The organism is Hahella sp. CCB-MM4, assembly GCF_002260525.1.
Classification (GTDB): Bacteria; Pseudomonadota; Gammaproteobacteria; order Pseudomonadales; family Oleiphilaceae; genus Hahella.
Map to the genome: position 1 here is coordinate 36875 of NZ_MRYI01000005.1, position 25068 is coordinate 61942.

Annotated in this window: 25 protein-coding genes; 11 read left to right on the top strand and 14 right to left on the bottom strand. The window is 45.2% G+C overall.

Annotated elements, in window-relative coordinates:
• The first annotated feature begins 6 nt into the window (after positions 1-6).
• Genes BTA51_RS11315 through BTA51_RS11330 form a run of 4 tightly spaced genes read left to right on the top strand, consistent with a single transcriptional unit; the run spans position 7 to position 3809 of the window.
• Positions 7-648, top strand: a complete 642-nt coding sequence (locus BTA51_RS11315; RefSeq protein WP_141215581.1) for a hypothetical protein — start codon at positions 7-9, stop codon at positions 646-648.
• A complete protein-coding gene (locus BTA51_RS11320; RefSeq protein WP_094707576.1) occupies positions 645-2030 on the top strand; it encodes a 7-cyano-7-deazaguanine synthase in 1386 nt (461 codons plus the stop codon). Before BTA51_RS11315 ends, BTA51_RS11320 begins: the two co-directional genes overlap by 4 nt.
• Complete coding sequence (locus BTA51_RS11325) at positions 2027-3211, top strand: XRE family transcriptional regulator (protein WP_094707577.1); 1185 nt, start codon at positions 2027-2029, stop codon at positions 3209-3211. Before BTA51_RS11320 ends, BTA51_RS11325 begins: the two co-directional genes overlap by 4 nt.
• Positions 3186-3809 (top strand): PIN domain-containing protein, encoded by a 624-nt coding sequence (locus BTA51_RS11330; protein ID WP_256385719.1) that lies wholly within the window; start codon positions 3186-3188, stop codon positions 3807-3809. Before BTA51_RS11325 ends, BTA51_RS11330 begins: the two co-directional genes overlap by 26 nt.
• Before the next feature lie 64 nt (positions 3810-3873).
• On the opposite strand, the gene BTA51_RS11335 is transcribed toward BTA51_RS11330, so the two are convergent.
• The 7 genes from BTA51_RS11335 to BTA51_RS11365 all read right to left on the bottom strand — a co-directional run bounded on the left by BTA51_RS11335 (position 3874) and on the right by BTA51_RS11365 (position 9424).
• Positions 3874-5016, bottom strand: a complete 1143-nt coding sequence (locus BTA51_RS11335) for a macro domain-containing protein (protein ID WP_094707579.1) — start codon at positions 5014-5016, stop codon at positions 3874-3876.
• Positions 5013-6350 carry a DarT ssDNA thymidine ADP-ribosyltransferase family protein gene (locus BTA51_RS11340; protein WP_094707580.1) on the bottom strand — a complete coding sequence of 446 codons (1338 nt, stop codon included), beginning with the start codon at positions 6348-6350 and terminating at the stop codon, positions 5013-5015. The genes BTA51_RS11335 and BTA51_RS11340 overlap by 4 nt, the downstream gene beginning before the upstream one ends.
• Positions 6351-6901: 551 nt before the next feature.
• Positions 6902-7558 (bottom strand): hypothetical protein, encoded by a 657-nt coding sequence (locus BTA51_RS11345; RefSeq protein ID WP_094707581.1) that lies wholly within the window; start codon positions 7556-7558, stop codon positions 6902-6904.
• 4 nt (positions 7559-7562) lie between these two features.
• Positions 7563-7982: a hypothetical protein gene (locus BTA51_RS11350; RefSeq protein WP_246841007.1), complete on the bottom strand. Its 420-nt coding sequence runs from the start codon at positions 7980-7982 to the stop codon at positions 7563-7565.
• 196 nt (positions 7983-8178) lie between these two features.
• Positions 8179-8343 (bottom strand): hypothetical protein, encoded by a 165-nt coding sequence (locus tag BTA51_RS11355; RefSeq protein ID WP_210404818.1) that lies wholly within the window; start codon positions 8341-8343, stop codon positions 8179-8181.
• A 66-nt stretch (positions 8344-8409) separates the two neighbouring features.
• The gene (locus BTA51_RS11360; RefSeq protein ID WP_094707583.1) at positions 8410-8649 is read right to left on the bottom strand and encodes a UPF0175 family protein; all 240 of its coding nucleotides are present in this window, start codon (positions 8647-8649) and stop codon (positions 8410-8412) included.
• A 115-nt stretch (positions 8650-8764) separates the two neighbouring features.
• On the bottom strand, positions 8765-9424 hold the full coding sequence (locus BTA51_RS11365) for a hypothetical protein (RefSeq protein WP_094707584.1): 660 nt from the start codon (positions 9422-9424) through the stop codon (positions 8765-8767).
• A gap of 318 nt (positions 9425-9742) precedes the next feature.
• Here BTA51_RS11365 and BTA51_RS11370 point away from each other — a divergent pair, with 318 nt between their 5' ends.
• Together BTA51_RS11370 and BTA51_RS11375 are read left to right on the top strand one after the other, a co-directional pair.
• On the top strand, positions 9743-9976 hold the full coding sequence (locus BTA51_RS11370) for a hypothetical protein (RefSeq protein ID WP_141215582.1): 234 nt from the start codon (positions 9743-9745) through the stop codon (positions 9974-9976).
• Between the two features lie 67 nt (positions 9977-10043).
• Positions 10044-10280 carry a hypothetical protein gene (locus tag BTA51_RS11375; RefSeq protein ID WP_094707586.1) on the top strand — a complete coding sequence of 79 codons (237 nt, stop codon included), beginning with the start codon at positions 10044-10046 and terminating at the stop codon, positions 10278-10280.
• A gap of 89 nt (positions 10281-10369) precedes the next feature.
• Here the strand turns inward: BTA51_RS11375 and BTA51_RS11380 are convergent, their stop codons facing one another.
• On the bottom strand, positions 10370-10759 hold the full coding sequence (locus BTA51_RS11380; protein ID WP_094707587.1) for a hypothetical protein: 390 nt from the start codon (positions 10757-10759) through the stop codon (positions 10370-10372).
• Between the two features lie 163 nt (positions 10760-10922).
• Here BTA51_RS11380 and BTA51_RS11385 point away from each other — a divergent pair, with 163 nt between their 5' ends.
• Positions 10923-11114 (top strand): hypothetical protein, encoded by a 192-nt coding sequence (locus BTA51_RS11385; RefSeq protein WP_094707588.1) that lies wholly within the window; start codon positions 10923-10925, stop codon positions 11112-11114.
• Positions 11115-11157: 43 nt separating this feature from the next.
• On the opposite strand, the gene BTA51_RS11390 is transcribed toward BTA51_RS11385, so the two are convergent.
• Both BTA51_RS11390 and BTA51_RS30160 read right to left on the bottom strand, forming a co-directional pair.
• Entirely contained in the window at positions 11158-11895 is a 738-nt protein-coding gene (locus BTA51_RS11390; RefSeq protein ID WP_094707589.1) for an NUDIX domain-containing protein, read from the bottom strand.
• An 80-nt stretch (positions 11896-11975) separates the two neighbouring features.
• Positions 11976-12140, bottom strand: coding sequence for a hypothetical protein (locus tag BTA51_RS30160; RefSeq protein ID WP_168188136.1), 165 nt, complete (start codon positions 12138-12140; stop codon positions 11976-11978).
• A 120-nt stretch (positions 12141-12260) separates the two neighbouring features.
• On the opposite strand from BTA51_RS30160, the gene BTA51_RS11395 reads away from it, so the two are divergent.
• The 3 genes from BTA51_RS11395 to BTA51_RS11405 all read left to right on the top strand — a co-directional run bounded on the left by BTA51_RS11395 (position 12261) and on the right by BTA51_RS11405 (position 14964).
• Positions 12261-12746: a hypothetical protein gene (locus tag BTA51_RS11395; protein ID WP_094707590.1), complete on the top strand. Its 486-nt coding sequence runs from the start codon at positions 12261-12263 to the stop codon at positions 12744-12746.
• A 367-nt stretch (positions 12747-13113) separates the two neighbouring features.
• Positions 13114-13656 carry a hypothetical protein gene (locus BTA51_RS11400; protein ID WP_094707591.1) on the top strand — a complete coding sequence of 181 codons (543 nt, stop codon included), beginning with the start codon at positions 13114-13116 and terminating at the stop codon, positions 13654-13656.
• Positions 13657-14028: 372 nt separating this feature from the next.
• Positions 14029-14964: an OmpA family protein gene (locus tag BTA51_RS11405; RefSeq protein ID WP_094707592.1), complete on the top strand. Its 936-nt coding sequence runs from the start codon at positions 14029-14031 to the stop codon at positions 14962-14964.
• Positions 14965-15012: 48 nt separating this feature from the next.
• On the opposite strand, the gene BTA51_RS11410 is transcribed toward BTA51_RS11405, so the two are convergent.
• Both BTA51_RS11410 and BTA51_RS11415 read right to left on the bottom strand, forming a co-directional pair.
• The gene (locus tag BTA51_RS11410) at positions 15013-17316 is read right to left on the bottom strand and encodes a hypothetical protein (protein WP_094707593.1); all 2304 of its coding nucleotides are present in this window, start codon (positions 17314-17316) and stop codon (positions 15013-15015) included.
• Positions 17313-19139, bottom strand: a complete 1827-nt coding sequence (locus tag BTA51_RS11415) for an ATP-binding protein (protein ID WP_094707594.1) — start codon at positions 19137-19139, stop codon at positions 17313-17315. Before BTA51_RS11415 ends, BTA51_RS11410 begins: the two co-directional genes overlap by 4 nt.
• A gap of 259 nt (positions 19140-19398) precedes the next feature.
• Here BTA51_RS11415 and BTA51_RS11420 point away from each other — a divergent pair, with 259 nt between their 5' ends.
• Positions 19399-20040 (top strand): DUF642 domain-containing protein, encoded by a 642-nt coding sequence (locus BTA51_RS11420; protein WP_094707595.1) that lies wholly within the window; start codon positions 19399-19401, stop codon positions 20038-20040.
• 107 nt (positions 20041-20147) lie between these two features.
• Here BTA51_RS11420 and BTA51_RS11425 read toward each other — a convergent pair whose 3' ends face one another.
• Entirely contained in the window at positions 20148-20648 is a 501-nt protein-coding gene (locus tag BTA51_RS11425) for an OsmC family protein (RefSeq protein ID WP_094707596.1), read from the bottom strand.
• A 169-nt stretch (positions 20649-20817) separates the two neighbouring features.
• A complete protein-coding gene (locus tag BTA51_RS11430) occupies positions 20818-24993 on the bottom strand; it encodes a response regulator (RefSeq protein ID WP_094707597.1) in 4176 nt (1391 codons plus the stop codon).
• Positions 24994-25068 lie beyond the last annotated feature (75 nt).

Genomic DNA, 25068 nt, shown 5'->3' on the forward strand with positions numbered 1-25068 from the left:
TCAGAAATGAATATTGATTTATTGATAATGTCAGAATATTTATTTATTTTTTTGACACTGGAGGTTGATATGACTGACGGGCCTTTTAGAAATTTACCCCTCAGCGGCTCTTGGAAAAAGGCTGCTGATGTATTGGCACATAGTGCGTATAGCATTGATGTAGCATTGGGCTGGATTAAGAAAGCCATAGAAAAGGACTTAAAAGAGCAAGAGGGATATCAAGCAATAGAGGCGCTCGCACGCCGGTGCCAACTTGTCAAAGATGGGCAGCTCCCTCTCATTGGTCACAACTTACAGGAAGTTATTGAGCAACTCAGGGAAACTCTTGGTCAATCCAATTTTAATGTCAGCTTACTCCGAAATATTGAACTTCAAAGTTCGTCCGGCAAATTAACCTATGACGAGCTTCATAGTGCACTTACAAGCACAATAGAGGAACTTGTTCATTCAGGACTTCGTCGAATTAAAGACCATAGCATTACAATAGAAAACGAAGTAAATCTAAAATATGTGGCTTGCAGGTGTGACCAAGCCACCTCACAGATAGAAGCCACTGACATGAGCAGTAGTCTAATTGATAGTGGTCGCTTGCCTACCCTAGAACCAATTAAAAAGCAAAGCGGACTAGATGATGGTGTCCCTTTATGACTTTCCTCTCTTCTCCAGAGAATTCATCTAATAGTTTAACTGTCGATGTTGTTGAACCACACAACACCCTCCTCCCCACCAGTGCTGTGGCTTGCGAAATTAATAATCATATCCAATTTAACCCCGAGATACTTGAAACTTACTGCGCCAAGAATCTTGAAAGCATCGTTTATGACCTTCTAATTACAACCGCCGCCATTGAATTTAGCGATCGATACAAACCTAGAAGTAGAGTTAAGTGGCCGAGGGATATTCAACTACGGATTCCCGTGGCTGACCCTAGTCATTGGTCCAGCCCTTCAGTATCTGACTCTTTAAGGAAAACACTAAACGTTCTAACCGGAGACCATTGGCGATTATATTTTGTTCAGCGATCTTCCAAATACACCGAAGCCGTTCAGTCACAATTAGATTATCCACCCAATGCTTCTGCAATCATGGCATACAGTGATGGGCTAGACTCCAGAAGTGTTGCCTCAATTTTTGAAGACTCAGAGGGCAAAGATACACTCATTAAAGTTCGAGTCGGAAGTTCAGATAAGCAAAACGGTAAACCTGCGGCCTTTACTGCCATACCTTTTACGGTAAAATACCCCAAACACCACCACAAGGAGGATAGCTTTCGCTCGAGAGGTTTCAAATTTGCAGCCATTAGTGCTATTGCTGCTTACCTCTCAAAGACTAAAAACATCATAGTTCCTGAAAGTGGTCAAGGAGCCCTAAGCCCAGTACTATTGCCCCTCCATGCACAATACCCAGACTTCAGAAATCATCCTGTCTTCTTTCGAAAAATGGAGAGTTTCATTTATGCATTGTTGGGCTATTCATTGAACTACTCTCAACCGCGAATCTGGTTTACAAAGGGAGAAACCGTTTTTTCTGCACTTAACACCGGTATACCCGAGGATGTTCTCAAAGACACTAGATCCTGCTGGCAGAGTAGATATAACGTATCATTTGGCGGTATTAGACATCAATGTGGCGCCTGCGCAGCCTGCCTCCTAAGACGACTAAGCCTCAATCACGCGGAAATTGAAGAATCAGAAAACACCTACTACTGGAGCAATCTTAGTTCGAGCTCCTTTGAGAAAGCTGCACCTGATTCCCTTTCAACTAGGAAAGGTTTCAAAACAATGAAGGCCAATGCCGTCGCAGGTGTACGGCACTTTGATGAACTAGCTAACTTAGTTAAGGATAGCAATACTAGGTTTTTACTTGCTCATTCTTTAGAACTAGCCAAATCAACCAATCAAAAGCATGAAGATGTACACATTCGTTTGACTGAAATGCTAAAGAAACACAGCCACGAGTGGCATGAATTTTTGAACTCCCTAAAAGATAAGTCCTTCATTAATAATTGGATACAGGGAGTAATACGATGACAATACTTAACCTCAGCCCTCAGGAATTAGGTGAAAGACTAAGGATCGCACGAGAAAGCTCCCGCATTACCCAAGCTACGGCTGCAAAGGAAGTTGGTTTTGCCAGAACAACCCTTGTGGCTATCGAAAAAGGAGCGCGGCGGATCCGGATAAACGAACTGCAAGTACTAGCAAATCTCTACGGTACATCAGTTAATGCCATCCTCCGAAGGGAAGCTGTTCATGTGGACCTGATTCCGCGATTCCGCAGAATCAGTGAAACCAATGATCCAGACATAGACAATGCCGTTCGGCAACTCAATTTATTGGTAAGTGCAGATATTGAGCTGGAAAATATTCTCGGTATTAAGCATCCAACTAATTATCCTCAGGAAAAAGTTATTCAATCAGGGGACGTTTATGCCCAAGCAGAAGAACATGCGAACCAATTTCGCGACTTCTTAGGTATCGGACATGGGCCTATCTCCAATATCTTCTCCCTGATAGAAATCGGACTTGGAATTAGACTCTATCAAAGAAGATTGCCATCGAAAATTTCAGGTTTATTTGCCTATGAATCCAAAGTTGGTGCAGCTATTCTTTTAAATGCCAACCACACTTTAGGACGACGAGTACAGTCCGCAGCCCATGAGTTAGGCCATTTTATTGGCACAAGGCAGTCCCCCGAAGTGCTAGAGAAGGACGAAAAATTTCAGTCACGGGAAGAACGGTATGCACATGCATTTGGTCGAATTTTACTTACCCCTCGAAATGAAGTTACTCGCAAATTTAAAGAAATTACTGCGGGCGCAACCCATTTGACTAGAAGACATATCATCTTGCTAGCTCATTATTTTGGCGTGTCTAGAATGGCCATGGTACTTCGCCTTGAAGAACTAGCTCTTGTAAAGAAGGGCACTTGGACCTGGTTTAAAGACAACGGTGGAATAACAAATGAGCAAGCTCTTAGTGTTCTGAATGAGCTTGCTGATCGTTCCGACCCTGCTAAGGAAGATGCAGATCAGCCTGTACCTATGCGGATTGGCTATATGGCTTATCATGCTTGGAAAAAAGATTTACTTACTGAGGGTCAGCTTGCTTCTATGCTAGGCCTAAAGCGCTTGAAGCTTCGCATGTTGATAGATGAAATCGAAGAACTGAATGACAGTGAGGATAATGAAGTACTCTTGTTGCCTCACTAATACTAAGTCTCCCCTCGTTTTAGACACAAGCGTGATTATCAATCTTCATGCAAGTGGAGAAGCTAAAAGTATTATTGAAACCTTACCGAACCCTATCATGGTCACAGAGAACGTGCTCAATGAGATTCGGGGAGAGTATAACGATTCTTCTGCTCAGAAGTTTTTACTAAGAGACTTACAAGCACAGGAGCTTATAGCTATTGTGCCTCTTTCGGAAGGAGATCTAGCCAGATATACAGAACTAGTCTCGGAACCCAGATCTCTTGACGATGGCGAAGCCGCGACTATAGCAGTAGCGCTGGAAAACAACCACATCGCAGTCGTTGACGAGAGAAAGGGACTGCAACGATTACAAGACGAAAAACCAGGATGTTGTACACCTACAACGATTGACCTTCTTCTTCATCCCTCAGTTATAAATATATTTGGCACTACTTATGTGGCGGACTTAGTTTTCAATGCACTATCGGAAGCAAGGATGCGAATCTTGCTAGAGCATCGAGAAGCAGTTGTAGATTTAATAGGAATTGAAAGAGCGCTAAAGTGTAATAGTTTGCCAAATTTCAAACAATGGCGAGGCCAGGTTGTTAATACCTAACTTCCTGTGTGATATTACAACCTAAGAAAGCTATTCCGGCGAACTATGATATATCACCAATTGACTATAAAAATTCTCGAAGAAACGTGTCCGACAAGACTTGGCCAGAACAAAGTTCTTTGGCATTGATCTTAATAGCGGCATCCCTGTCTTTGTCAGACATTGCTTTCCAGTTGTAGTAATACGAGTCTATTGATCCATGCTCGAAAAGCGTCTTGTATTTTGAAACCCAAGACAATCTCTGAGTTAAAAAAATAGTTTTCTGCGATAGGTGAATTCGACCCAATACGGACGGTAAGAACTCTCTTTTATCAAATTCCTTAATAGGATTACCTATTGATAGCAGCCTCGGCTTTTCTTGCTCAAGCTTTGACTCCATCTTTTTTACAGCAGCTTGTATTCCAGATGGAAGGAAGCATCCGCACCCCACTCGGGCCTTAGAAAGTTTAATAGAAAGCTTTTTTTCAAATGCAGACGCCCCCAAAAGGATACTTCTGTTATGTAAAGAACATAACTCTACAAATTGCGTAATGATATCAACTTCATCTTCTGATGGCTTGGTGCTACAAACTAGCGCGAAATCGTATTCAAAAACTGGGTTGCTATCTGGAAAGAAGTACAAATCTCTTTTTGTGTAACGGCTAAGACTATATGGAAAGTCTGGATTGGACGACCTCATTACCCCAATACCAAGAGGAGATAGCAGTGATTCATATTCATCTTTATTATCTGAATGCTTTGCCGCTTTTACTGAATCGGATGGTTCAAATACATATATTTCGGCAACTGAATTCTCAAGTTTACTCAAGATCATTTCCCGAACTTTGCTCCATTCAAGTCCGCCGTGGCCACAACCAAGAGCAGGAAGAGTAACTTTCTTTCCTTGTTTGTCTTCAAGATAAAGCGAAAGCCATTGAAGTCCTTCTTCTATGTAAGAATATTTCGAAGGTTTTTTCCAATCATCCTTTGTAGGAAAGTTAATTATCTCAATTTCTTTGGAAATCATATCCTTTTGAACCCAAGTGGCAGGTCGGCCAGGACGAATTTGCTTTGCTTTGCATTTTTCCACATAGTCTGCAAACATTTCAGGGTATCTTTTCTTAAAGGCAAGAGCGACACCTGCCCCCATAACGCCGACACAATTAACAGTGTTAACCATGATATCGGCATCAAAATTAAAAAAGTCACCAGATACAAATTTAATCATTCTGTAGAACTCTCTAGTGCCACAATAACCTCGGCCCTTAGGTTATCAATTTCGGAAGTAACATTATTTAGCCAGGTCTGACTAAGAGATCCAATATCAGCCTTGCTTAACGCAACCAGCATTTCTATCTCCTCTCGACACGTAACTATATTAAAAAGCTGTATCTTGTCTCTACCGTTAGCTGCTATATCTCCCAAAAGGTCGTCATAAGTTACCAGCATTACCAATTTTCGGACAGAGTCATTAGGTATTGCCCCAATGTCCTCTGTTAGGATTCTCTGTAACATTGGGAGCGACTTTCTAGCATGGTTGTTATCAGCTTTGTCCATATAGGAGTTTTTCCATCTAGATTTTGGTCCTTTTCCTATGTCATGCAAGTACGCAGCAATTTCCAGAATGGCTTTGTTATGGTCGCTAAGCTTTGCGTATTCAGGAGATAGCCTTACAAGTTCAGCTACTCGCCTGCTATGAGTGCCCACATCGTCGTTATGCGGACCGTAATTAGCAGCTAAGCCGTCAATATCAGAAAGTTCTTTAATAGCACAAAAATCACCTTGGACAGCCAAGAGGGCAGACTCTAAGTTTTGGAATTTAGCGTTATTTGTCTGGGAGATATTGATATTGTTGACAGTGTCCTCAAAATTTTTCTTTAAGAGATTTGGGCCTGTAACTAGTGAGTATGCCCAGTTATCTGGATCTGCATAATAGTGGTATGAGTTATCAGTAATATGAGGTGGGACAACGCCTTTTTCTTGAAATATCTGTCTTACATAACCGGATATAGAAGGGTCCCAGGTTATTATTTCGCTAATTTCAGCAATGGATACTTGGTCTGGTATTAATAGTTCCGCCATTTTCTGGTGGCGCTCGTCGTCATCATGATATGACCATTTATGATTATCAATGACTTGCCATTTTAGATTATTCAGTTGATGGGCTTCAGTTGCTGGATAGAAATTTGGGGCAATATCAGTGTTGGCTGAGGCATCTGTGAAAAATACTCCTGGTCTAGTATTAAGTACTGAGATCGAAATAGATAAATATATGAGGAACTCTTGGTCGACATTCTTTTTGTTTAGAACGGCTAATTGCATTGGTGTTTTTTGTGCAAAATAAAATGGTACATAATCATGAACACAGCGACCATCCGTCCCCGGAATTAGCATCGTACTTCGTCGGTCCTGTATGCTTGCTTCTGCAACGTTTACGTGACTGATTCCCCTGGAGTTCTTTAAGGAGGTCGAAAGTAAACCAGAATCTATGATCGACTCTAAGTTTTCCATAGAGGTGAAATGATAAGCATGGCGATGTTTGTAGCATTCCGGAATTTCCATTCATAATCTCCTTCACAAAAACCAAGCATTAATTTAGAAAGAGTAACGTCCATCAATATCGCGGCAAGGTGAGTGTAAATACGGGATAAAGGTGCGAAATCGCAAGAGGCTTAGGTATTCAAACAACAACACAGGCAGCGACAACCCACTGGGTTTCTCGCCGTTTTTCCAAACTCCATCTCGAACCGCCATACAACACTCCACATCCTTAGCGCTTCAATGATCTAGTGGGTAAACCATTCGTCCAGAATCGACTCGGGGAATAGTGCCGAACCGATGTTCAATTTTTAGACTAGTCGATAATCAGAATTTGTCACCCTAGACCAAAAGGACTATGTGATACTTTGATTTTTATCAATATTTGAAGGTAGTACTCGTGGATCAGTCTTCGCACGCTTAAGGTTCTTAAGTGGCTCCCTAAACTTTACCAGCTTGCCATGCGATCACTGAATAGAATGGAGAAGAATTGGGACGAATGTTGTAGACCAGCCTTAGCCAACTATACGCAGACCTACAACGATTAACATGTCTCAGCTCTGAATTCGATTCAATTACCAGTTGAGCTCAGTCTTGTGCATATTCGTTAAGAACTCGTCAAACCGCAATCCGTTATTTGAGCCAACAAAGAACTTATGGATTCTACTATCTGATGTGAAATTTCTCCCGCCACCTCGGGATACAGCCTCACTCAAGTTATCCCTGGGAATTTTATGATTCTTACTTGCGCTGTATATGTAGAAATCCAGCTTACCCTTTATTCCCAATATACTTGCTGCCTCATTAATGGCTATCGCAGTTTTCTCATACAAACTCATATTTGCTTTAATCAGAGCCTTGGTTTCCATACCATTCTCCCTTTCAGCATTTAAGTTTTTCACATAAATGTGGCGCATAATCTCTGAAGGTTCGACTTTATAAAACTGCGCGCCGATGCTCACCGCATCTACGATGTGTTGGGCTACTGTGGCATCAACACCGAACACCCAGATTTCATTATCAATGAGGGCTGCATCTTTTAGTGTAGTTTTAACTTTGGGGTAAAAAGGCGATACTCCAATGGCATATTTGGCTTTCCACACCGCTAAGGAGTCATATGCAGTTCTTAGAACATATCCTCTTTCTACATTGCCTCCCAATATCAAAGTCGCATTGGTTTTAAAATCAGGATCTCCCTCCGCCAGAGTGAGAGCATGTGACTTCTTTGTCATCCAACTATCCTTGTTTCTGTTCCTCGGAAAATTCACGCGCCTTTTCAGAAATAAAAGCCGCACTTCTAATTTCGTTAGTAGCTTTAGCCAGCTTATAAGCTTTGCTTAGGAGATGCGGATCTTCACTCCAGTCACCTTCGTCATAGGCGACAACCGCTGTGACTTCTTCAACATGAATTCTGGCTTGCTCAAGGTGATCTTTAAGTGCTGAAACAGCTTCTTCTTTTGAATCGGCAGGGACGACACTCCGTCCGAATATATACTTTGAACCGTCATCATTGAGATCACAGCCTTCCAAGGCAGTTACCGTGGTATCAATTACCCAAAAAGTCTTCATATAGGTACCTTTTTCGTCCATTGCCATAAAGTATCCAGCTCTTACGATACAACGCAGCTCCCTCATATCACCTTCGGCGATTTTCACTATGTTACCGACAGGTACGGTGGCATTACGACCGTATTTTCTGCTATGGATTTTTTGCAAGCGTCAATTGATGCGAAATCCCGTCATGAAATCTCAAATTTAGAATATTCACATCTCCATCCATATAGAGATATGAATGCTCAGTCATACACAATCCCTGTTTTATAAGTTTTTGGCACAGGTTCAAGCTTTCCCGCTATTCAGGTTTTTCACTGTCGACTAAAGAAAGTTTTGGACCATTGCTCTCCCACTCCTCAATCAAACGATTCGTCAGCGCCTTTAAACGCCCCATATATAAAATATCGTCTTGTATTTCATCCGCTTCATCGTCATCGCATTCATTAATATCAATTTCACTCAAATGCTTTTCATAAAAATTCAGCGCTTCTCGGATGTAATTTAGATCTTTGTAGTTGTACGACAAGCTCTAACCCTCATTTACCCTTCGTCCGATATCGTCCAAAAGGTCTTCGGCATCGTAGGAAAAAGTCTGGCCGTACTTTCCTACCACCTCATGGAACTCGATCTCGGACTTACCAATAATCTTGCCGCCTTGAACGCCATTGATTTTTTCAAGCTGATAGAGGGAAACGGCAACAATTTCCTTTATTTCCTGGTCGCTTAAACCAGCTCTCTGCATTACATCATCAGGTATATCAATTTTCATAGGTACTCCCTCCCTGTCTTGAATTGCTGAATGATGGTTAAAAGGTTATCTCTGTATAGGTACGCCCGTCTACAGGCTATATGGCTGATTGTAGATACAGGTGTATCTCAATAATCTATTTCGAAGTATCTACTATTTCCGGCTCTTGATGGAGATAGCTATATCCTGATGAAGAAGAAAAATAGTAAATATAATTACTTTTATTTTCTATTCCAGCACAATTATTCTCACCACAGGCTAAAAACCTAAGGAACTTGCGGTCATCGCCAATTACTACATTAATCATATCTGTAAACTTGTTTTTTCCTGTAACATGTTTTTCTAATATGGCCTTAGCTTTAATAACACCTTTATGCTCGAAGTAAACAAGACTAACGATATATAGAAATACAAAAGCAGTAAATATAGCAACATTTGAAGTTATTTTTTTAGCTCGCCGTTCCACATAAGCTTCGTTTCTTTTTCCAAACCAAAAGTGCCGAAATTTGATAACACGTTTTTTAGCTCTCACACTTCCTCTCACCCAATCAATATAAGAGGGAAGCACAGCATTTGAGTACAGGAATAGTATAGGTGTTGCTAAAAGTAAAATAGCAAATATTGGAGAAAATGAGTTTAATAGTCCACCGTATATCACCTGATGAAAACTTCTTTCCATCATATCTGCATCTAGCCCCATAACCCCTAAATACCCGTGATAATAGGCGGTACTCCATGTGTAAAGTAGTCCCGTGAATGCTGCTAAAAAAATTGCGCTGTCAATACTCCGTTTCATATTTACTCCTTGTTATTAATAACCACTCTGAAAAATTCACTTTATTACTGATAACCTCACATCGATATCAAGAGTCAGTACTTCTATAGGCAACTCAGCTAACTAAATTTCTCAATTTTCAATATATGATACCAACTCACTCTCTCAAATCGCTCACTCTATTGCCATAACCCCTATGACCTACTCGGTAACCCTTATTGAATGATACATATCAGCTAGTTAGTGTTCATAGCGGTCTGTTTATTAGCCACTTAACACCACCTTATTCCAGGCCTAGAGCTGGCAGTCCATTGTAAAAAGGTCAGTTAAGAGAGAACAATGTCGCAACTAGATAGCCTACCCATACCTATGACCATGGGTGACTGGGTTTTGATCATGGAATCAATTGATACCAAGTTAAAAGTCATGGACTCCGTGGATCCCGAATCTGTCGATGAGGATGAATTGGCAGATATGTACACTGACCAACAAAATCTGAAGGGCATACTAAGCCATATAAAATTGGAGTTTGAGAAAGAATATGGAGCCCTGCCGCCTCACCTTGGGAACTAGTGTTTAGCTCAAGCTATTCACTTACTAAGGTGTCCTGAGCTTGTAAAACTTATGGAAAGGAAGGGAAGTGAACGAAATAAACCTACCCGTTGAATGGCAGGAGTCTCTGGAACTCCCCCATACCGGCACCTACTTCGTAGCTGTAAGATACCCAAATGGTTTTGGTACTTATGATTTGGCCGATTGGGATGGCGAGAAGTGGAACCTTGGCTATGAGGGCGAGGTCGTCGGCTGGGTGACCATGACAAATTTCATGGGAGTTATTAAGGCTGGTTGGCCAAAAGGTGACGAATCCCCAGAGTAGAATTTAAGAGCAATGGGCTGATACTCAGGTCAGCCCTACATTGATTTTTGTGGAACCTGGACTTTTGAATCAGACCTAGAGTGAGCGTTCTACTCCTCCACAAACTCCAGGACATAGTGATGCTTCAAATACTCACAATCCCATTCCTCATCAAGAAGCTCTGAAATTTTCTTTTTGTAGTAGACATAGTCGTTCGAATACTCTTTTTTGTATTCGCTGGGAGGGATATTAAGCTGCTCTTTGAAGATGTTTCTGAATCCTTCTGTTTTGATGATTGCCTTTATATCGCTGGCGAGCTTTTGATAATACAACTCGGTACTTTCTGCATCACCATCTTGCCAGTATTTCATCCTGCGCTCAGGGTTGTGTACTTCGCAGAAGTCGGCGGCTTCAATTGCGTGTGTGGACTCACTTGTGGCACAGGATGCAGCTAGAGAAAATAGCGGGATGATGAGCATCTTTAGGTTAATGTCAGCCATTTTGTCCTCGGTAATTACCCTGTGGTCGAACCTTCTGAAAACTTATTGATGTCGCTGGAAATTACCTTTCGGTGGGGTAGCCGTCTACCGGCTATTTGGATGATTCCATATAAAGAGGCCCTTCCAATAAGCTATTACCGCCATTTACCTGGATTCACAAACCATGTCTAAGAATATTTATAAGGCCCTAAGAGAAGCCGAAAAGCGACTTGAAGAGTTGCTGCCTGAAATCGAAAAACGACATAAGCAAGGCGTCAAGAATAGTATTGATGAACCTGATGGTCTGAAGAGTGGCCAACCTGACGATCTAGAAATTCGAAGAGAGGTCAGGGAACAAAACAGGGCTGACACATAGGTCAGCCCCTACATTGATTTGTGCTGGTATGGGAACTGGTTACTTACTCCACTAAAAACACTTCGTGCTTCTTGAACTTCCCTTCATTTCCTTCCAGTTCAACTCCTAACAGCCCTCGTCTGTTCCAGGCGGCATTCACGATCTGCCGATTAAACAGGCTGTTATTCTCATCTTCCAGATAATCGGATACGGCGATCCAGCGGGCTTCTTCGATTTCGTCGGTGTCCTGGATATTGATCTCGTCGGAGACTGGTATCAGGCCACAGACAAAGTACATGTTGGATTTGCCGAACTCGTAGGGATGTCGGGTGGCGATGCCCAGGATGGATTGGAACTGGGCGGTGACGCCGGTTTCTTCGAGGACTTCCCGTACGACGGCTTCGGCGATTTTTTCGCCGAGTTCGATGTGGCCGCCAGGGAGTTTAAAGCGTGGGTTGGTTTTCTCGCGGACGACCAGAATTTCATTGTTGCCACGGGTAACCAGACCCCCAGCACCCAGGCTGTGGGTGGGTTTGAACGGGGCGTAAGCACCTTGTTGGATGCGGTGAATCAAAGTGATTTCGGTTTCCAGGCAGTTGTGGAAGACGAATCCCAGTTTAATGGCGACATCAATCAAGTGCGATTGCTCGATCGCCAGGGTAAGCCAGATAAGCTTCTTGTTACCGGCGGAGGCTGTGCCAAGCAGTGTTTGCAGGGCGTCCTTGAAAACATCTGCGGTGAAGGTGGCTTGGTGGAGACTTACGATGACGCCGTCGAAGGGATCGTTTTCGAAATTTAGCACTTTCGGTTCCTGGTTGGGCTCGGGAGACATAGGTTAACGGGTATTGAGATATAAGTTAACGGGAATGAAAGCCCGTTGCACTAGAGCCTTCTGCCGTTCAAGAAGCCTTCAACATGAGCCTTGGGATCGATGTCGGGAATGGGTAGGCTCACGTTGGCCCGGCGAAACATCATGTTGGCCATCAGAGGGCCGATCAGGGAGCTAATGGTGGCAATAGGAGATTCCTGCTTTGGAATCGTGTTCATTAGTCCATATACATGATTGTTGGCTGCATTCTGCGGAACGTAAAATGACAATGCTCATTTTTAGTTAAAGACGACCCACAGCCTCAAACGTGTACTTTAAATATAGGGAAATATAAGCATATGGATAAATTAGTAACTACCAAGGACCTTATAGATAGTCTAGGTTTGGAGGCTCTTCAGCATAAAGAGTTCATCAAAAACATAGATGATTCGTTTGATGATTATGAGGCAGAGTGTTTGGCAATATACGATGGTGAAACTCCCATGTATATTGCTGTGTCTCCCAATGAAAAGGAATTTATTTTTGAATTTTTAGACTCATTCAAAAAAGAGTTTCCTGTTCAAATTGAGAATCATGTATCAATAGACACCATTCGAAAGATTGCGGATGTGTTAACAGCCAACAAATGCCCTTCAAAAATCGATGCCCAATCATTCGAGAATAATGATATCGAACTGAAAGTGATAGAAATTGACGGCCAGGTTAAAGCCTACGCATTCCCTATTCGCCTGTTCCACATACTAACTCTCTATGCAAACTTCAAAATGACGGGGACCACCAACCAAAAAGCTGTTCAATCAGACTTTGGCAATGCAGGTATTTAAGAACCGGTAAATCCATAATTTTGGAAATCTAGTAATCGCAGGATAGTGGGTAGTGTCCATTCCAAGGGTGACTAGGAAACGATGGGATGGGAAAAGGTCTGTGGTGAATATAACTACCGATGGAGAGGTTGTATCTGCGCCTGAATCAGACTCATCGGGTGCTCTTCCTTCTGAGGGCTGACCACAGGTCAGCCACTAAGTGGGTTTGTGATAAACGTGAGCACGTCACAGATCCATACATTGGTTTATCAGTGCGTTGGCAATTTCACTATACTTCGCCGGCATCGGCGGAACTGTCCATGCTGGAAGGGGAGCTCATATGCGGCTCTTCATCCATTAGTTACCAATTTATTTTCAGGATTGAATTATGTTTCGTGTTACCTCATTGATTGGCTTGCTGCTGATCAGCCAGGCTGCTTTTTCCTCTATGGTCGATTATCCCGATGGGCATCCTCTGGTTCCACCTTATGAAGGATCGACTGCCTGGTGGACCGAGTCCTATGAATTTTTTGAAGCTAAATTTCCAATGGCGGCAGTTCCCATGGACTTTACCAAGGGAGAATATCTTGCCGTCTCTGGAAGTGCTTACGCCTATGAGTATAGTACGCCGGAAGGTTCAAGCATGGCGTCGGTAACTGAAAGCTATAAACAGGCATTGGAAGATGCCGGTATGGAGTTACTGTTTTCCTGCTCGGGTTCTGACTGTGGACCCGGATTGAGCAAGTTATTCTCCGAAACCAATAAAACCAGTGGTATACCTCATGAATATTCGGGCAACGACCCTGTATGGTTGTATCGTTTAAGCAGGGATACGGGTAATGTCTATGTGTTTTTGCACTTTGAAACAGGAAAGCAAGGTCCGAAGATCTATCAGACAGTACTCGAAGAAGGTGACAAACCGATAAGGTAAAAGTTGATCCTGAGTATCTGGCAAACAGATTACCGACCAGGACCGGCTCATCCTCAACAGACGGGTTTTATCACTATTAAAACCCTGATCAATACCAAAAGGGGCAGTTCATTCTGCCCTTTTCTTTTCAGATTTGGCGTTTCATCGAATCCAAAGCCTAATAGTGTCAAAGCATTCAGGGCTAACGCATAGGTCGGCCTCTACATGGGGTTGTGATAAACCTGAGCACATCACAGATCCAAAGATTGGTCTATTAAGGCCTTGGCAATGATCAAGATATTTTGCCAGCATAGGCACAACTGTTTGTGATGGAAGGCGAGCCCATCGGTGGCTCTTTCCATCAGTTATCAATATTGTTTTCAGGAATGGACTATGTTTCGTATCACTGCATTGATTGCCTTATTGTTGGCCAGCCAGGCGGCTTTCTCTCAGGTTGATTATTCCAAGGCGCATCCTCTTATCTCGCCTTATCAGGGGTCGAGTGTGTGGAAATTTGAGAGCTCGGATTTTACCAACGCCGAATTCCCTCTGGCGGAGGTTCCTGGGGATCTTGCGAAGGGGAAATACCTCGCGGTTTCCGGTGTGTCGTACTCCTATCAATACGATACTCCGGAAGGCACTTCCATGATCGTTCTCACGGAAAACTATAAGCAGGCATTGGAAGATGCCGGTATGGAGTTACTGTTTTCCTGTTCCGGCCCGGACTGTGGCCCTGGAATGAATGCGTTATTCTCAGAGACCAAGAAAACCGGTGATATCTGGCATCAATACAACGGTAACGACCCCGTGTGGTTGTATCGCTTAACCAGAGACTCGGGGAATGCCTATGTGTTTCTCTACTTTGAGACAGGGTTGTACAGCCCAAGAGTCTACCAGACCGTTGTCGAAGAAAAGGCGATGGAGACCGGCAAAGTGAAAGTGGATCCGGACTATCTGGCGAAGCAGATTACAAACCAGGGCCGGGTGATTCTGAAAGGGTTATACTTCGACACGGACAGCGCCACATTGAAGCCGACGTCTAACGAAACGCTCTCCAGTGTTGCCGGTTATCTGAAGGCTCATGCGGACATGTCCTTTTACGTTGTCGGTCATACTGATGATACCGGGTCTGAGCAACACAACCTGGATTTATCCACCGCCAGAGCCGAGTCGGTTGCCAATGCGCTGATCAAAGACTTTGGGATTGCCAAGGACCGTCTCAAGCCAAGAGGGGCAGGTCCCTGGGTTCCCCAGGCCAGGACCGGTACTTCCCAGACCAAGGAAATCAACCGCCGGGTTGAATTAGTGTTATCACTTCCCAAGTCCTGATAGATTTCTATAGGGGCAGCTTGTTCTGCCCCTGTCGTGACCTCTCACCTAAAGGTTATATTTTTCTTCTGCCTGTGCATGTAGTTTCAGCAGTTCGCTATCTCCTGCTTCCTCAGCAAGAGAAGGCCAGATTAATGGGTGTTCGAATTTTGCGATAAGCGTTTTCAGTATATTATTAACGCTTGCCAGATCCGTAGATTCGGGCACAGCCATGTATGCATAAAGCCCTTTTATGGCATTCTCACTGCCGTCTACTAAAACCTCATAATCATCAGAGCTTCTTACCTGTACAAATACATCAAGAGCATCCAACTCTTTGAAAATTCTCTTTAGTGCTTCCTCTCCAGGATGTACTCCATCAAGGTCAAAGTATTCGTACTTTGGCTTCCTGATTTCCTGAAATACATCGTACAGATAGGTGTAGTAGCCTTCCCTGTCCATCGGGTATCCCTCTTCATCCTCCTGGTCCAGTTGATTACGCGGGACAGGATCGAATACGACTTCAACACCATATCTTTGCTCTTCACCTAATCGGTACAAGCTGATGACTTTCGCTGTTACAGGGCCTGTACGAACTGCAGTATAGTCTTGGTATTCACCATTATCGTTCTGAAATCTCAGTCGAAGATGGCCACCTTCACAGTATATTGGTCCTTCATCCACAGGCAGTTCGATGCCCAGAACACGAGCGGATTCATGGACCGTGGGCCAATTCTCCGAGATCGTTGCTGGAACCATTCTATCCCAGTGAAAATCCGTTTCTTCAGGATATTGCTCTATCAGAGATGTCCAATGAGAGACCGCACGATCATAGTAGCCGAGCTTTTGTTCTGACTGAGCAGCCTGGATCGTAGCGTTTCTTGACTGTGGCCTCCGCTCAATAACCTTGCATAGATACTCGTAGGAAAGCTTGAGGTCTGTTGATCTATAGTAACGGGAGAACAGCCAACATATATTGCAATAGACCTCCTCACTTACAGACTCAGGAGTGACCTCCTGGAAGGTCTTTAAGAAGGTCTCACCTTCTCCCTGATCAATTAATATATGTCCATAGACCAATACGATGCGGGGCCGATCCAAGCTGAAACTTTTTCTAAGGAGTTCGAGTGCTTCCTGTGCACATCCAATGGAATCAAGTATTTCAACCAAACGGACCAGTATTCGATCATCATCCGGCCATTGCCGTAATGCCGAATATGCCTGAACTAGCGCTTCATCACTGGAACGGAATTGCAGTTCAAGAAATTCTTCAGGCGTTGCCTGCTGACAGACACTCTCTTGATGATTAATTTCCCCGATTCTCTTTCTGATATCGGCCAGTTTTTCCGATACACCTAAATCCTTATTAAGCTGGCCCCTTACACTTTCCGCTCTATTAGCGCAAATCTCTGCAACAATCACAGCACCACGTTCAAGGGCGAGTTCCGCCTGGTAAAGAGCTACGTTAATCGCAGATCGGTATGTACCATTTTTCAGGAACAGCGATGCAATCAGATGAAATCGATGATCCAGTTCCTCAGTATTCTGAATGATTCCATTCTTTATTTTCAGCTTCTGTAATTTTAACCACACATCGAATAGATACGGAGATTCGAGTACGTCCTCGAATGATACCTGTATTGCGTCAGCTTCCTCCCATTGAGCAAGATGACCGAGACACAGCGCGTGATACAGAAACTTCCTTTTCCGATCAATGTGATCGCTGGTATGGTTAGTCGCCTCACGAGCCAGGATTTCAGCTTGTTCGTACTCCCCCTTTTCGAGATGAACAAATACCTCAAGGTAAGAAAGCTTTGTTTTGTTCAGCGAGACTCCTCTCTTAAGCAGCTCTGATCTCACAATATCAATTTCACGGAGAGCCTGATCCAAGTCACCTTTATCAATCAAAGCGTCGATGTACTCAGAATAAATACAGGTATAACAGGGCCAACTCGAGTCAATTTGAGACAGTGTTTCCAGGGACACCTCGATGCGTTCTTCAGCATAACCGGGGCCATCAGTATTTTGATAACAAACAGCAAGATCCTGAACCGTACAAATCCTTTGGGGGCAGTCTTTATTATCCTGCCGGTGAGAAAACTCCAGCAAATCCACCGCTTCTGAAAGTAACCCTTTAGTGTTCTTTCTGATAATCACCTGATTTTGCAAATACCAGTGACGGAAAAATATTTCCAGCCATGGATAGTTATACTGACGCGCTAAGGCTAATGCCTCCGGATAGACCAGCTTTAATTTTTCGAAGTCGTTATTTGCCGCATAATGCGGAACTTGTTCTACGAGGGTAGCTAAACGGCTATTCCCACTTTCATGAAGTTCATCTTCCAGATCATAAACCCATTGCCATATATTCATAGCGCATCCTTTTCTGTCAGAGCGATCAGTGAATCACTGAATTTTTGAAGCTTATCTGAAAATACGGACTCTTCTGAGTCCGTCTGGTGTGACAAGGATTCCATATAAGACCTGATGGTATTTGAGAAATGCTCACTCAGACTCTCACCCATTTCAATTAATCTGGATATCAACGGTGAATCCATATTGATGTAGACCCGGCGCTCAATATCCTGGCTTATATTCTGGGTATGTAACCGCGCAAGACTGAGGGCCGCACGACCAATTCTTTTATCGGCATCATCTTTTTCCACCCGTTTTTTTAACAGAGTTTCCTGATCATCAATAATGACCATAGGGATAAACGCCGGAGAGAATTTAGTGCAAATCAGCTTTTCGTTATTCCCTTCGAACAACCTGGCAAGCTTGGCATGATGATCGCTATTTACCGAGATTTCCTGGAAGAGATCATTTTTGTTATTGCCGATTCCAATAATATGTACTTTGACATTATTCCGTTCGCCGAATTTTTGGCAAAACCCCAGGGCTGCAAACAAGTATCCCAATACCAGTGGTTTGAGCTGTGCTCTAAACAGGATTTCTTCATGGCTGTTTTTATCTTCATTACGAACATATAACCCCCCCCCACTCTGTTTCAAGTATGCCGGAAGCGTCATATCCCCCATGGAGGTCGGCACTTTCAGGTCATTGTGTATGACCTCAAAAAGCGAATCATCGCTTACTCCTGCCCCCAGCAAAGCCTGATTATGACGTGACAGTACCCTCCGCCAATTGGCAGATTCATTTTTCGCAATGTCACACAGCCCATTGATGAGAATATCTTTGAGGTATTCCTGAACCAGGAAATAATGATCATTCTTCTGTATGTCTTCCCTGCTTGCTGTCGGCACCAATTGTTCCGACTCCAGCACACAACCGATGAATCCCGCCCATCTTGGCAATAAATCACGGCATTCATTACTTATAAACATCCCTCGGATAAATATAGAGACATTGCGGAAATCACTCGTAGAATATCCACTTCCTCCTTGTACCCAGATAAGACCTTTAAGGTCGTATTGGTTATTTTCGGGAATTGGAAAGGTACACAGGGGTTCAAACGAGTCCTCAAAAATATTGGCAAACTCAAGCTGCTTTTTCTTTTGCTGCAACTGAGAAGCCGACTCGTCCAGCAACCAGGGGGCAAGTACATTATTAACGGGAGTTTCCGAGCCATTTACTAAAATCGGTATAGGTAACAGGCAGCAATAACGCTGAATCAGTGAAAATATGGCCGGATGTTCACTCAGCTCGGCAAAATCCTGCTTCAATGTCAGCAGAACTTTCGTTCCAACATTGCTGGAATTAACGTCAGCTGCACTCTGAGCTTCCTGCAACACAAACCGTTTTCCTCCAGAACTGGAAAAGTGCCAGGTTTTATCGGGGGTTTGATATGACGTTGTCCATGCCTCGACCCTATCAGCAACCACGTAGGCAGAGAGAAAGCCCAGCCCGAAATAGCCAACCATCTCGTCTGTGTTACTGCGTTGGCGTAGAAGCCGTGTATAACCGGCACCGATGGTTGCCAGATAACTTTTGACTTCCTCGTAGGTCAGGCCAGAGCCATTGTCCTCGATGATAAGCGTTTTGGTATTGGAATCTGTTGAAATCCGGATTCTGAAATCCTGAATGTCATCAGCTTCAAGCTTACGCCTGATACAAGCGTCATGGGCATTCTGTATCAGTTCCCGAACAGCGACAAAGGGAGTTGAATATAGATTTTTACCTAATACATCCAGTAGTCCATCAAGATCTACCTGGGTTTGGTGTAGTTCACTTACCATGTTGATACATCATTACTGCATGAAAAGAAATTAAGTAAAGCACAATTTCAGCGCTGGACTTTAAAATACAGGAATATCTTGGGCATGCCTATGCCCTTCAAACCAGCGGCCTCTTCTCTACATTTTACAATCGTTTAAAAACGAAATTGTTCACATCATGTACTATGCCCACTCGAAATTCAGAGCGATGTGGGCCGACTGATGCCCAGCTGTCATCCTCTGAATCCTAAATCATTCACTAAACAGGATTTATGGCAGTATGAAATCCATTATTGCGAGCACATTTCTGGCGCTTTCTCTGGCTTCCACCGCTCAGGCTAATTTGATTGTTAATGGTGATTTTGAAGAGCCTCAGTTGAGCGGTCACAGCTGGAAAGTGTTCGACAATATTCCTGGTTGGGAAACCACAATGGGTAACAGTATTGAAATCCAGCGCAACACGATTGTGAATGCACAGTCCGGCGATCAGTATGTGGAGCTGGATTCATACGGGAATAGTGCCATGACCCAGAGTCTTCATCTTGAAGCGGGCACTGACTATCTGCTGAGCTTTTATTACATTCCACGTACCAACCGCGGCAATAACGACAATGGCATCGGGGTTTTCTGGGACATTTTTGACGGCAATTTCGATATGTTCGACCCGGAGAACGAGGTGATCAGCATCGAAAACCAGACTCGCAAAGAGATGCCGGAGTGGATGAAGTTCAGTGCGGTGCTGCATGCCACCAGTAGTGAAATGGCATTATCGTTTGCTGCTCTTGGAGCCAGTAATTCCTACGGGGGCTTTATCGATAATGTCAGCCTGGAAGCGGTTCCTGAACCCGCTGCCGTTGCGATTTTCGGATTGGGTCTGGCAGCGATTGCCGGTCATCGCAAACTCACACGCAGCAACGCTTAATTTCCTCTTGAATGTTAATCAATTTGATTTCACATTAAGATTTCAGGGCTCGCAAGAGCCCTTTTTTTGGTCTGCATTTATTCTTGGCCGATCATTGCCAGGCATCCCTAGTTAACGAACGTATTCACTTCTACCGGGGCACGTATCGTTTGCAGTACCACACAGTACCTTTCCGTCAGCTCTATCAATTTGTTGATATCGTCCGCGGATGCGGGGCTGTCGAGGGTGATGTAAAGGCGTACCTCCTGGAATCCCACTTTCGCCTCTTTCGAGACCCCAAGTGTACCGCGAAAATCGAGATCCCCTTCCGCGTGGAGCTTCCCTGAATTAACGGGAATTCCCAGAGCTGTGGCGACTGCCGACAGAGTAACACCGGCACAGGCCACCAGTGCCTGTAATAACATATCCCCTGAACAGGCCTGCATGCCGGTACCGCCGGTGGCAGGATGAAGGCCCGCTTCCACAAGGGCTTTTCCGGTTTGGACATTACAGGAGACACCCTCACCCAGCTCACTTTCGGCTTTGAGAGTGATCACCGCAGACTGTGGGTCAGCTTTGTACTTTTCCTTGAGCGGTGATTGCAGTGCACGAAGGTCTTCAGCTTTCACATCCCCCTCCTTCAGTTTATTTTTTGGCCGATCGGTTATCGTCACAGGTCGATTAGCTTCAGGCCAAGTTGATTATCGTCAAGCCAGATCGATATTAGAAATTATAGTTAAAGTCTTAGGCGCGATAGGGAAGAAAAGCTTTATGCATCCGGTTTTGGGAGAGTTCAGGTTAGGATCGCACCGATCCGGAGAGCAAGGATTTGGTGATGTCCTTAAGTATTCTGTTAAGTTCCTTCAATAGTTCATCAATGGCGGCGATCTTATCAGCGCGTAGGGCATGCTCTACACTTTCAGCCATATCAGCCAGGTGATATGCCCCAATAGTGAGGCTTGAGCCTTTTAAGGTATGAACAAGACTGATCGCGCCGTCTATGTCTTCGCTTTCAATCAGCTCTATTAACTGTTCCCCGGCCGGCTGAAACTCCTGGTAAAAGCTTTCGTATATCTTTCTCAGAAGTTTCCAATTACCTCTCACCCGGGTAACGGCTGCCTGCAAATCAAACCCCGGAATGGTGAACGGACTTTCTTGCTCTATTTTCTTCTGTTCTATCTCATTGTCCGGCCTTTTCTGAGGCTTAATGTACTTCAACAGCATGTCTGCGAAGTCCTTGAAATCAATTGGCTTGACGATATGTCCGTTCATCCCGGCCTCCAGGGAGCGGGCTTTATCCACTTCCATGGCTGCAGCGGACATGGCTAAGATAGGTATTTTCTGGCCTCCGGGTGCCATACGGATACGTCGGGTGGCCTCCAGTCCATCCATCACCGGCATATGGATATCCATCAGAATCAGATCATATGGCTGTCTTCCAAAGCACTCCAATGCCTCTCTTCCGTTGTCGGCGACGGTGGCTTTCAGCCCCAGCTGTTTGAGTAAATCCACCGCGACCAGTTGATTGGTATGATTGTCCTCCACCAGGAGAACCTCAGCCCCCACGATACTGGAGAGATCCGGAAGCTTTTCCAGTTCGTTCTTCGGCATGCCGCCAAGCAGCTTGGATTTATCATTCGAGCGTTGCAATTCGGCCAGGATGTCCTGCAACTGGGAGGCGATGACCGGCTTTTCGAGAAAGCCGTCAATGGCGATACCTGATGAGGCTTCCTGAACCTGAAAACGACCGTGGGCCGTCACCATGATGATGACGGTTTCGACAGGGATGTTCTCTTTGGCATAGATTTCCCGTATACGGGCCGCCAACTCCAGGCCGTCGATTTCCGGAATTCTCCAGTCAATGAGAAACAGGCTGATTGGTGCCCCATTTGCTTTGGATTCTTCAATGATATCGAGAGCCTGTCTCGCAGAGGAGGCCTTCAAGACATCGAATTTCCAACTGTGCAGAATCTTGCCGACCACCTCCAGGGAGTCCGGTTGATCGTCAACCACCAGCGTTTTCATCTTCATCAATTGGAGAACTTTGGTCTGCTTGTCCCAGACTTTGTCCACCGGAATGGAAAAGCTGAAAGTTGAGCCTTCATTCAATCGGCTGACGACGCCGATTTCCCCTCCCATAAGGTCCACCAGTTTTTTGCTGATTGTCAGCCCCAGCCCGGTGCCACCGAAACGTCGGGTGATGGAAGAGTCGGCCTGGGTAAACGGCCGGAATAAGCGGCTGGCCTGATCTTTTGTCATTCCGATACCATTGTCCTCCACCGAAAAATGGAGCAAAGACCGGCCTGACCTGAAGCTCATTTCACTCACCCGAATACGCACCACGCCATACTCGGTAAACTTGATCGCATTGCTGACGATGTTATTCAGTACCTGTCCAATACGCAGGGCATCACCGCGATAATATCGATGGATATCGATCTGCATGTCGAATATCAATTCGATTTTCTTTTCCTCGGCACTCAGGGCATACAATCCCGAGGTGCTGAGCAGCAGTTTTTCCAGGTCAAACTCTTCCTCGACAATATCCAGCTTGCCCGCCTCAATTTTCGAGTAGTCGAGAATATCGTTCAGGATATTGAGCAACGACTGGGAAGAGCTCCTGACTTTTTCCAGATAGGATTTCTGCTGATCATTCAAATCAGTTCCCATTGCCAGTTGGGTCAGCCCCAGGATCGCATTCATGGGAGTTCGAATCTCATGGCTCATGTTGGCCAGGAACTCGGACTTATAGCGGTTGGCTCTCAGCAGTTCTATCTCTGCCAGTTTGCGGGAGGTGATGTCACGCACCACAATCAGAAACCGGTTGCCATGAATCCTGGCCAACCTGGCTTCAAAATAATGCTGACCCGATTCCTCGATATCCAGCTGGTATTCCAGCAATTCAGAGGCGACCGATCGATCACCGACGCCGGACATCGCCTGGGAGAACATCTCCCCGACATCCTGCGGCAATACATCCTGCATTCGCTTGCCCAGAAAGACGTCCGGTGAGGCATACAGGCCACTGCGGTCACTGGCGCGGTATTCCTCAATCACTCCGTCGGCATCGAGCCAGAAATACATATCATCGAACGATTGCCAGATTGCCTCCAGATTGGACTGCTTGGTCATCAGCTCATTTTCCCTGGCCAGCCGTTCGGTAATATCAGAGAACACCACCACAGCTCCGGCGGAACGGTCCCCGTTTGTGACCGGTGTACACATATATTCCACAGGAATGACATGGCCATCCTTACGACACATGACTTCGTTGTTAATGCGAAAACTCTCTCCCGTTGCGAGCGTTTTGGAAATGGGGCTCTGATCGATATCTATCGACTGACCATGCTTATCCCGGTTTTGAATTATCGGCAGGATGGGCAGTCCGATCAGTTCGCCGGACGGGTAGCCCAGCATGTCGTAAGCTGCCGGGTTGATAAAAGTGGCTCTCCCCTGCTCATCCAGCCCGAAAACTCCCTGGCCAACGGATTCGAGAATAGCCCTGATGGATGCTTCGGACTGCTCAAGTAAATGGTTTTTACCGCTGGCTTTCAGACTCAGGTGAGCCATGTAGCCAATGGAAAGAGACAGCAGCGTCCCCAGAATAAGCTCCAGAGTGGATAGCGGTGTATTCAGTTCCTCTATCAACTCATAGCTGGGGGCAATGGACAGCTCCACAGTTCGTTTGCCGAGGGGAAACTGCAGCTCGGTCCGAAACTCAAAAAAGCTATTATCCGATGAAACGCCTTTATCCAGAATGGGGAATCCATTGACGGTCAGTTGATAGTTATATCCCTCCAGGCGGGATTGCATGAAACTGGTTTCAGTCAGGGAGGTCAGGGCCAGATAAGAAATCAGGTAGGCCCCTTCCCCCAGATCCAGTCGTTCAATCAAACCATAGCCGCCAGAAGTGGTTTTCCAGACATCCGACGCCGGCTGATTGGGCACCGGACCATTGATGATGCTGTTCAATATCTGGGTGCGCCCCAGCTCCTGGTCCTTGAATTCCACCAAAAGCTCGCCATCCTGCCTGAGCCAGAATATACCGCGATATATTTCATGATCGCTCAGATACTCCCTGGCATCGTTCCGCCAGAGTTCCTCCATATTCGGATTGGCGGTCTCAGTCATATGGATCAGGCGCGCCGCCATACGATCAAGCGCTTTCATCTGGTCCCCGTAGAGACTCAATACCATTTCCCGGAGGCTGATAGCCGCTTTATCAGAGACGTTCTGAATGGACCGGTGATTGTCACTGGCCAGCGCAATACCCAGCAGTACCGTCAGCAACAACCCCACATAAATGGCCAGGAAGGGCAAATATCTCTCCGCCTCCGCCCGACGCTCTACGGGATTGAAAAGACCGGCCAGAAAGGTGGTGGACAGCAGAATAAACCCCAGGGACGTGTGCACCGCCATACGAGTGAATTCACTCCAGCCGTAGGCGTCTTCAATGGACGCCAGATAGCCGAAAAGTGCCGTCATCGACAGAGACAGAACGATGCCGCTGAGAACAATGACCGGTATTAACGCCCGCAGGTCTCTCTGTACTGCCTGCCAGACGAAAATGGCGATATTCAGCAACACAAAGCAGGTGGCAGTATTGGGAGACATTCTCCCCGGATGGGAAGTCTTGGTGGTGATACCGTGCTTTAGTATTAACTCATCAATGCCCAGATTGCTGCCGGAGGCGTACTCTATCAGGGTGAGACCACCAATTAGACAGGGTATTGCAGCGAAGATCATCGCTGGACGGGGGCGGGACTGCTGCAGGAATATCAGAGCAACAGCCGTCAACAACAATGACAGAGCCGTGTTGAACTGCATGGGGGCAAAGGTGGGAAACACCTGCACGAGCCGGGAGCTGTTGAGGAACCAGCCCACCATGACAGACAGGGTGACAGCTATCACAACTAAAGGTGCCGGATACCGCAATAGCAGCCTGATCTGAAATTTGGCGAGGTTATCCGTCATGAAATTGCCAGCGTCCTTATCCGTCAATATGTCGTTTTATGCCGGGTGAACATTAAACGTCTGACTTCTCATCCA

Coding starts and splice junctions, on each gene's coding strand:
- BTA51_RS11370 (WP_141215582.1), top strand. CDS start 9,743: ATGTCGCAACTAGATAGCCTACCCATACCTATGACCATGGGTGACTGG.
- BTA51_RS11330 (WP_256385719.1), top strand. CDS start 3,186: ATGAAGTACTCTTGTTGCCTCACTAATACTAAGTCTCCCCTCGTTTTA.
- BTA51_RS11315 (WP_141215581.1), top strand. CDS start 7: ATGAATATTGATTTATTGATAATGTCAGAATATTTATTTATTTTTTTG.
- BTA51_RS11395 (WP_094707590.1), top strand. CDS start 12,261: ATGGATAAATTAGTAACTACCAAGGACCTTATAGATAGTCTAGGTTTG.
- BTA51_RS11430 (WP_094707597.1), bottom strand. CDS start 24,993: ATGACGGATAACCTCGCCAAATTTCAGATCAGGCTGCTATTGCGGTAT.
- BTA51_RS11335 (WP_094707579.1), bottom strand. CDS start 5,016: ATGATTAAATTTGTATCTGGTGACTTTTTTAATTTTGATGCCGATATC.
- BTA51_RS11385 (WP_094707588.1), top strand. CDS start 10,923: ATGTCTAAGAATATTTATAAGGCCCTAAGAGAAGCCGAAAAGCGACTT.
- BTA51_RS11415 (WP_094707594.1), bottom strand. CDS start 19,139: ATGGTAAGTGAACTACACCAAACCCAGGTAGATCTTGATGGACTACTG.
- BTA51_RS11340 (WP_094707580.1), bottom strand. CDS start 6,350: ATGGAAATTCCGGAATGCTACAAACATCGCCATGCTTATCATTTCACC.
- BTA51_RS11405 (WP_094707592.1), top strand. CDS start 14,029: ATGTTTCGTATCACTGCATTGATTGCCTTATTGTTGGCCAGCCAGGCG.
- BTA51_RS11320 (WP_094707576.1), top strand. CDS start 645: ATGACTTTCCTCTCTTCTCCAGAGAATTCATCTAATAGTTTAACTGTC.
- BTA51_RS11420 (WP_094707595.1), top strand. CDS start 19,399: ATGAAATCCATTATTGCGAGCACATTTCTGGCGCTTTCTCTGGCTTCC.
- BTA51_RS11345 (WP_094707581.1), bottom strand. CDS start 7,558: ATGACAAAGAAGTCACATGCTCTCACTCTGGCGGAGGGAGATCCTGAT.
- BTA51_RS11325 (WP_094707577.1), top strand. CDS start 2,027: ATGACAATACTTAACCTCAGCCCTCAGGAATTAGGTGAAAGACTAAGG.
- BTA51_RS11400 (WP_094707591.1), top strand. CDS start 13,114: ATGTTTCGTGTTACCTCATTGATTGGCTTGCTGCTGATCAGCCAGGCT.
- BTA51_RS11360 (WP_094707583.1), bottom strand. CDS start 8,649: ATGAAAATTGATATACCTGATGATGTAATGCAGAGAGCTGGTTTAAGC.
- BTA51_RS11410 (WP_094707593.1), bottom strand. CDS start 17,316: ATGAATATATGGCAATGGGTTTATGATCTGGAAGATGAACTTCATGAA.
- BTA51_RS11365 (WP_094707584.1), bottom strand. CDS start 9,424: ATGAAACGGAGTATTGACAGCGCAATTTTTTTAGCAGCATTCACGGGA.
- BTA51_RS11380 (WP_094707587.1), bottom strand. CDS start 10,759: ATGGCTGACATTAACCTAAAGATGCTCATCATCCCGCTATTTTCTCTA.
- BTA51_RS30160 (WP_168188136.1), bottom strand. CDS start 12,140: ATGAACACGATTCCAAAGCAGGAATCTCCTATTGCCACCATTAGCTCC.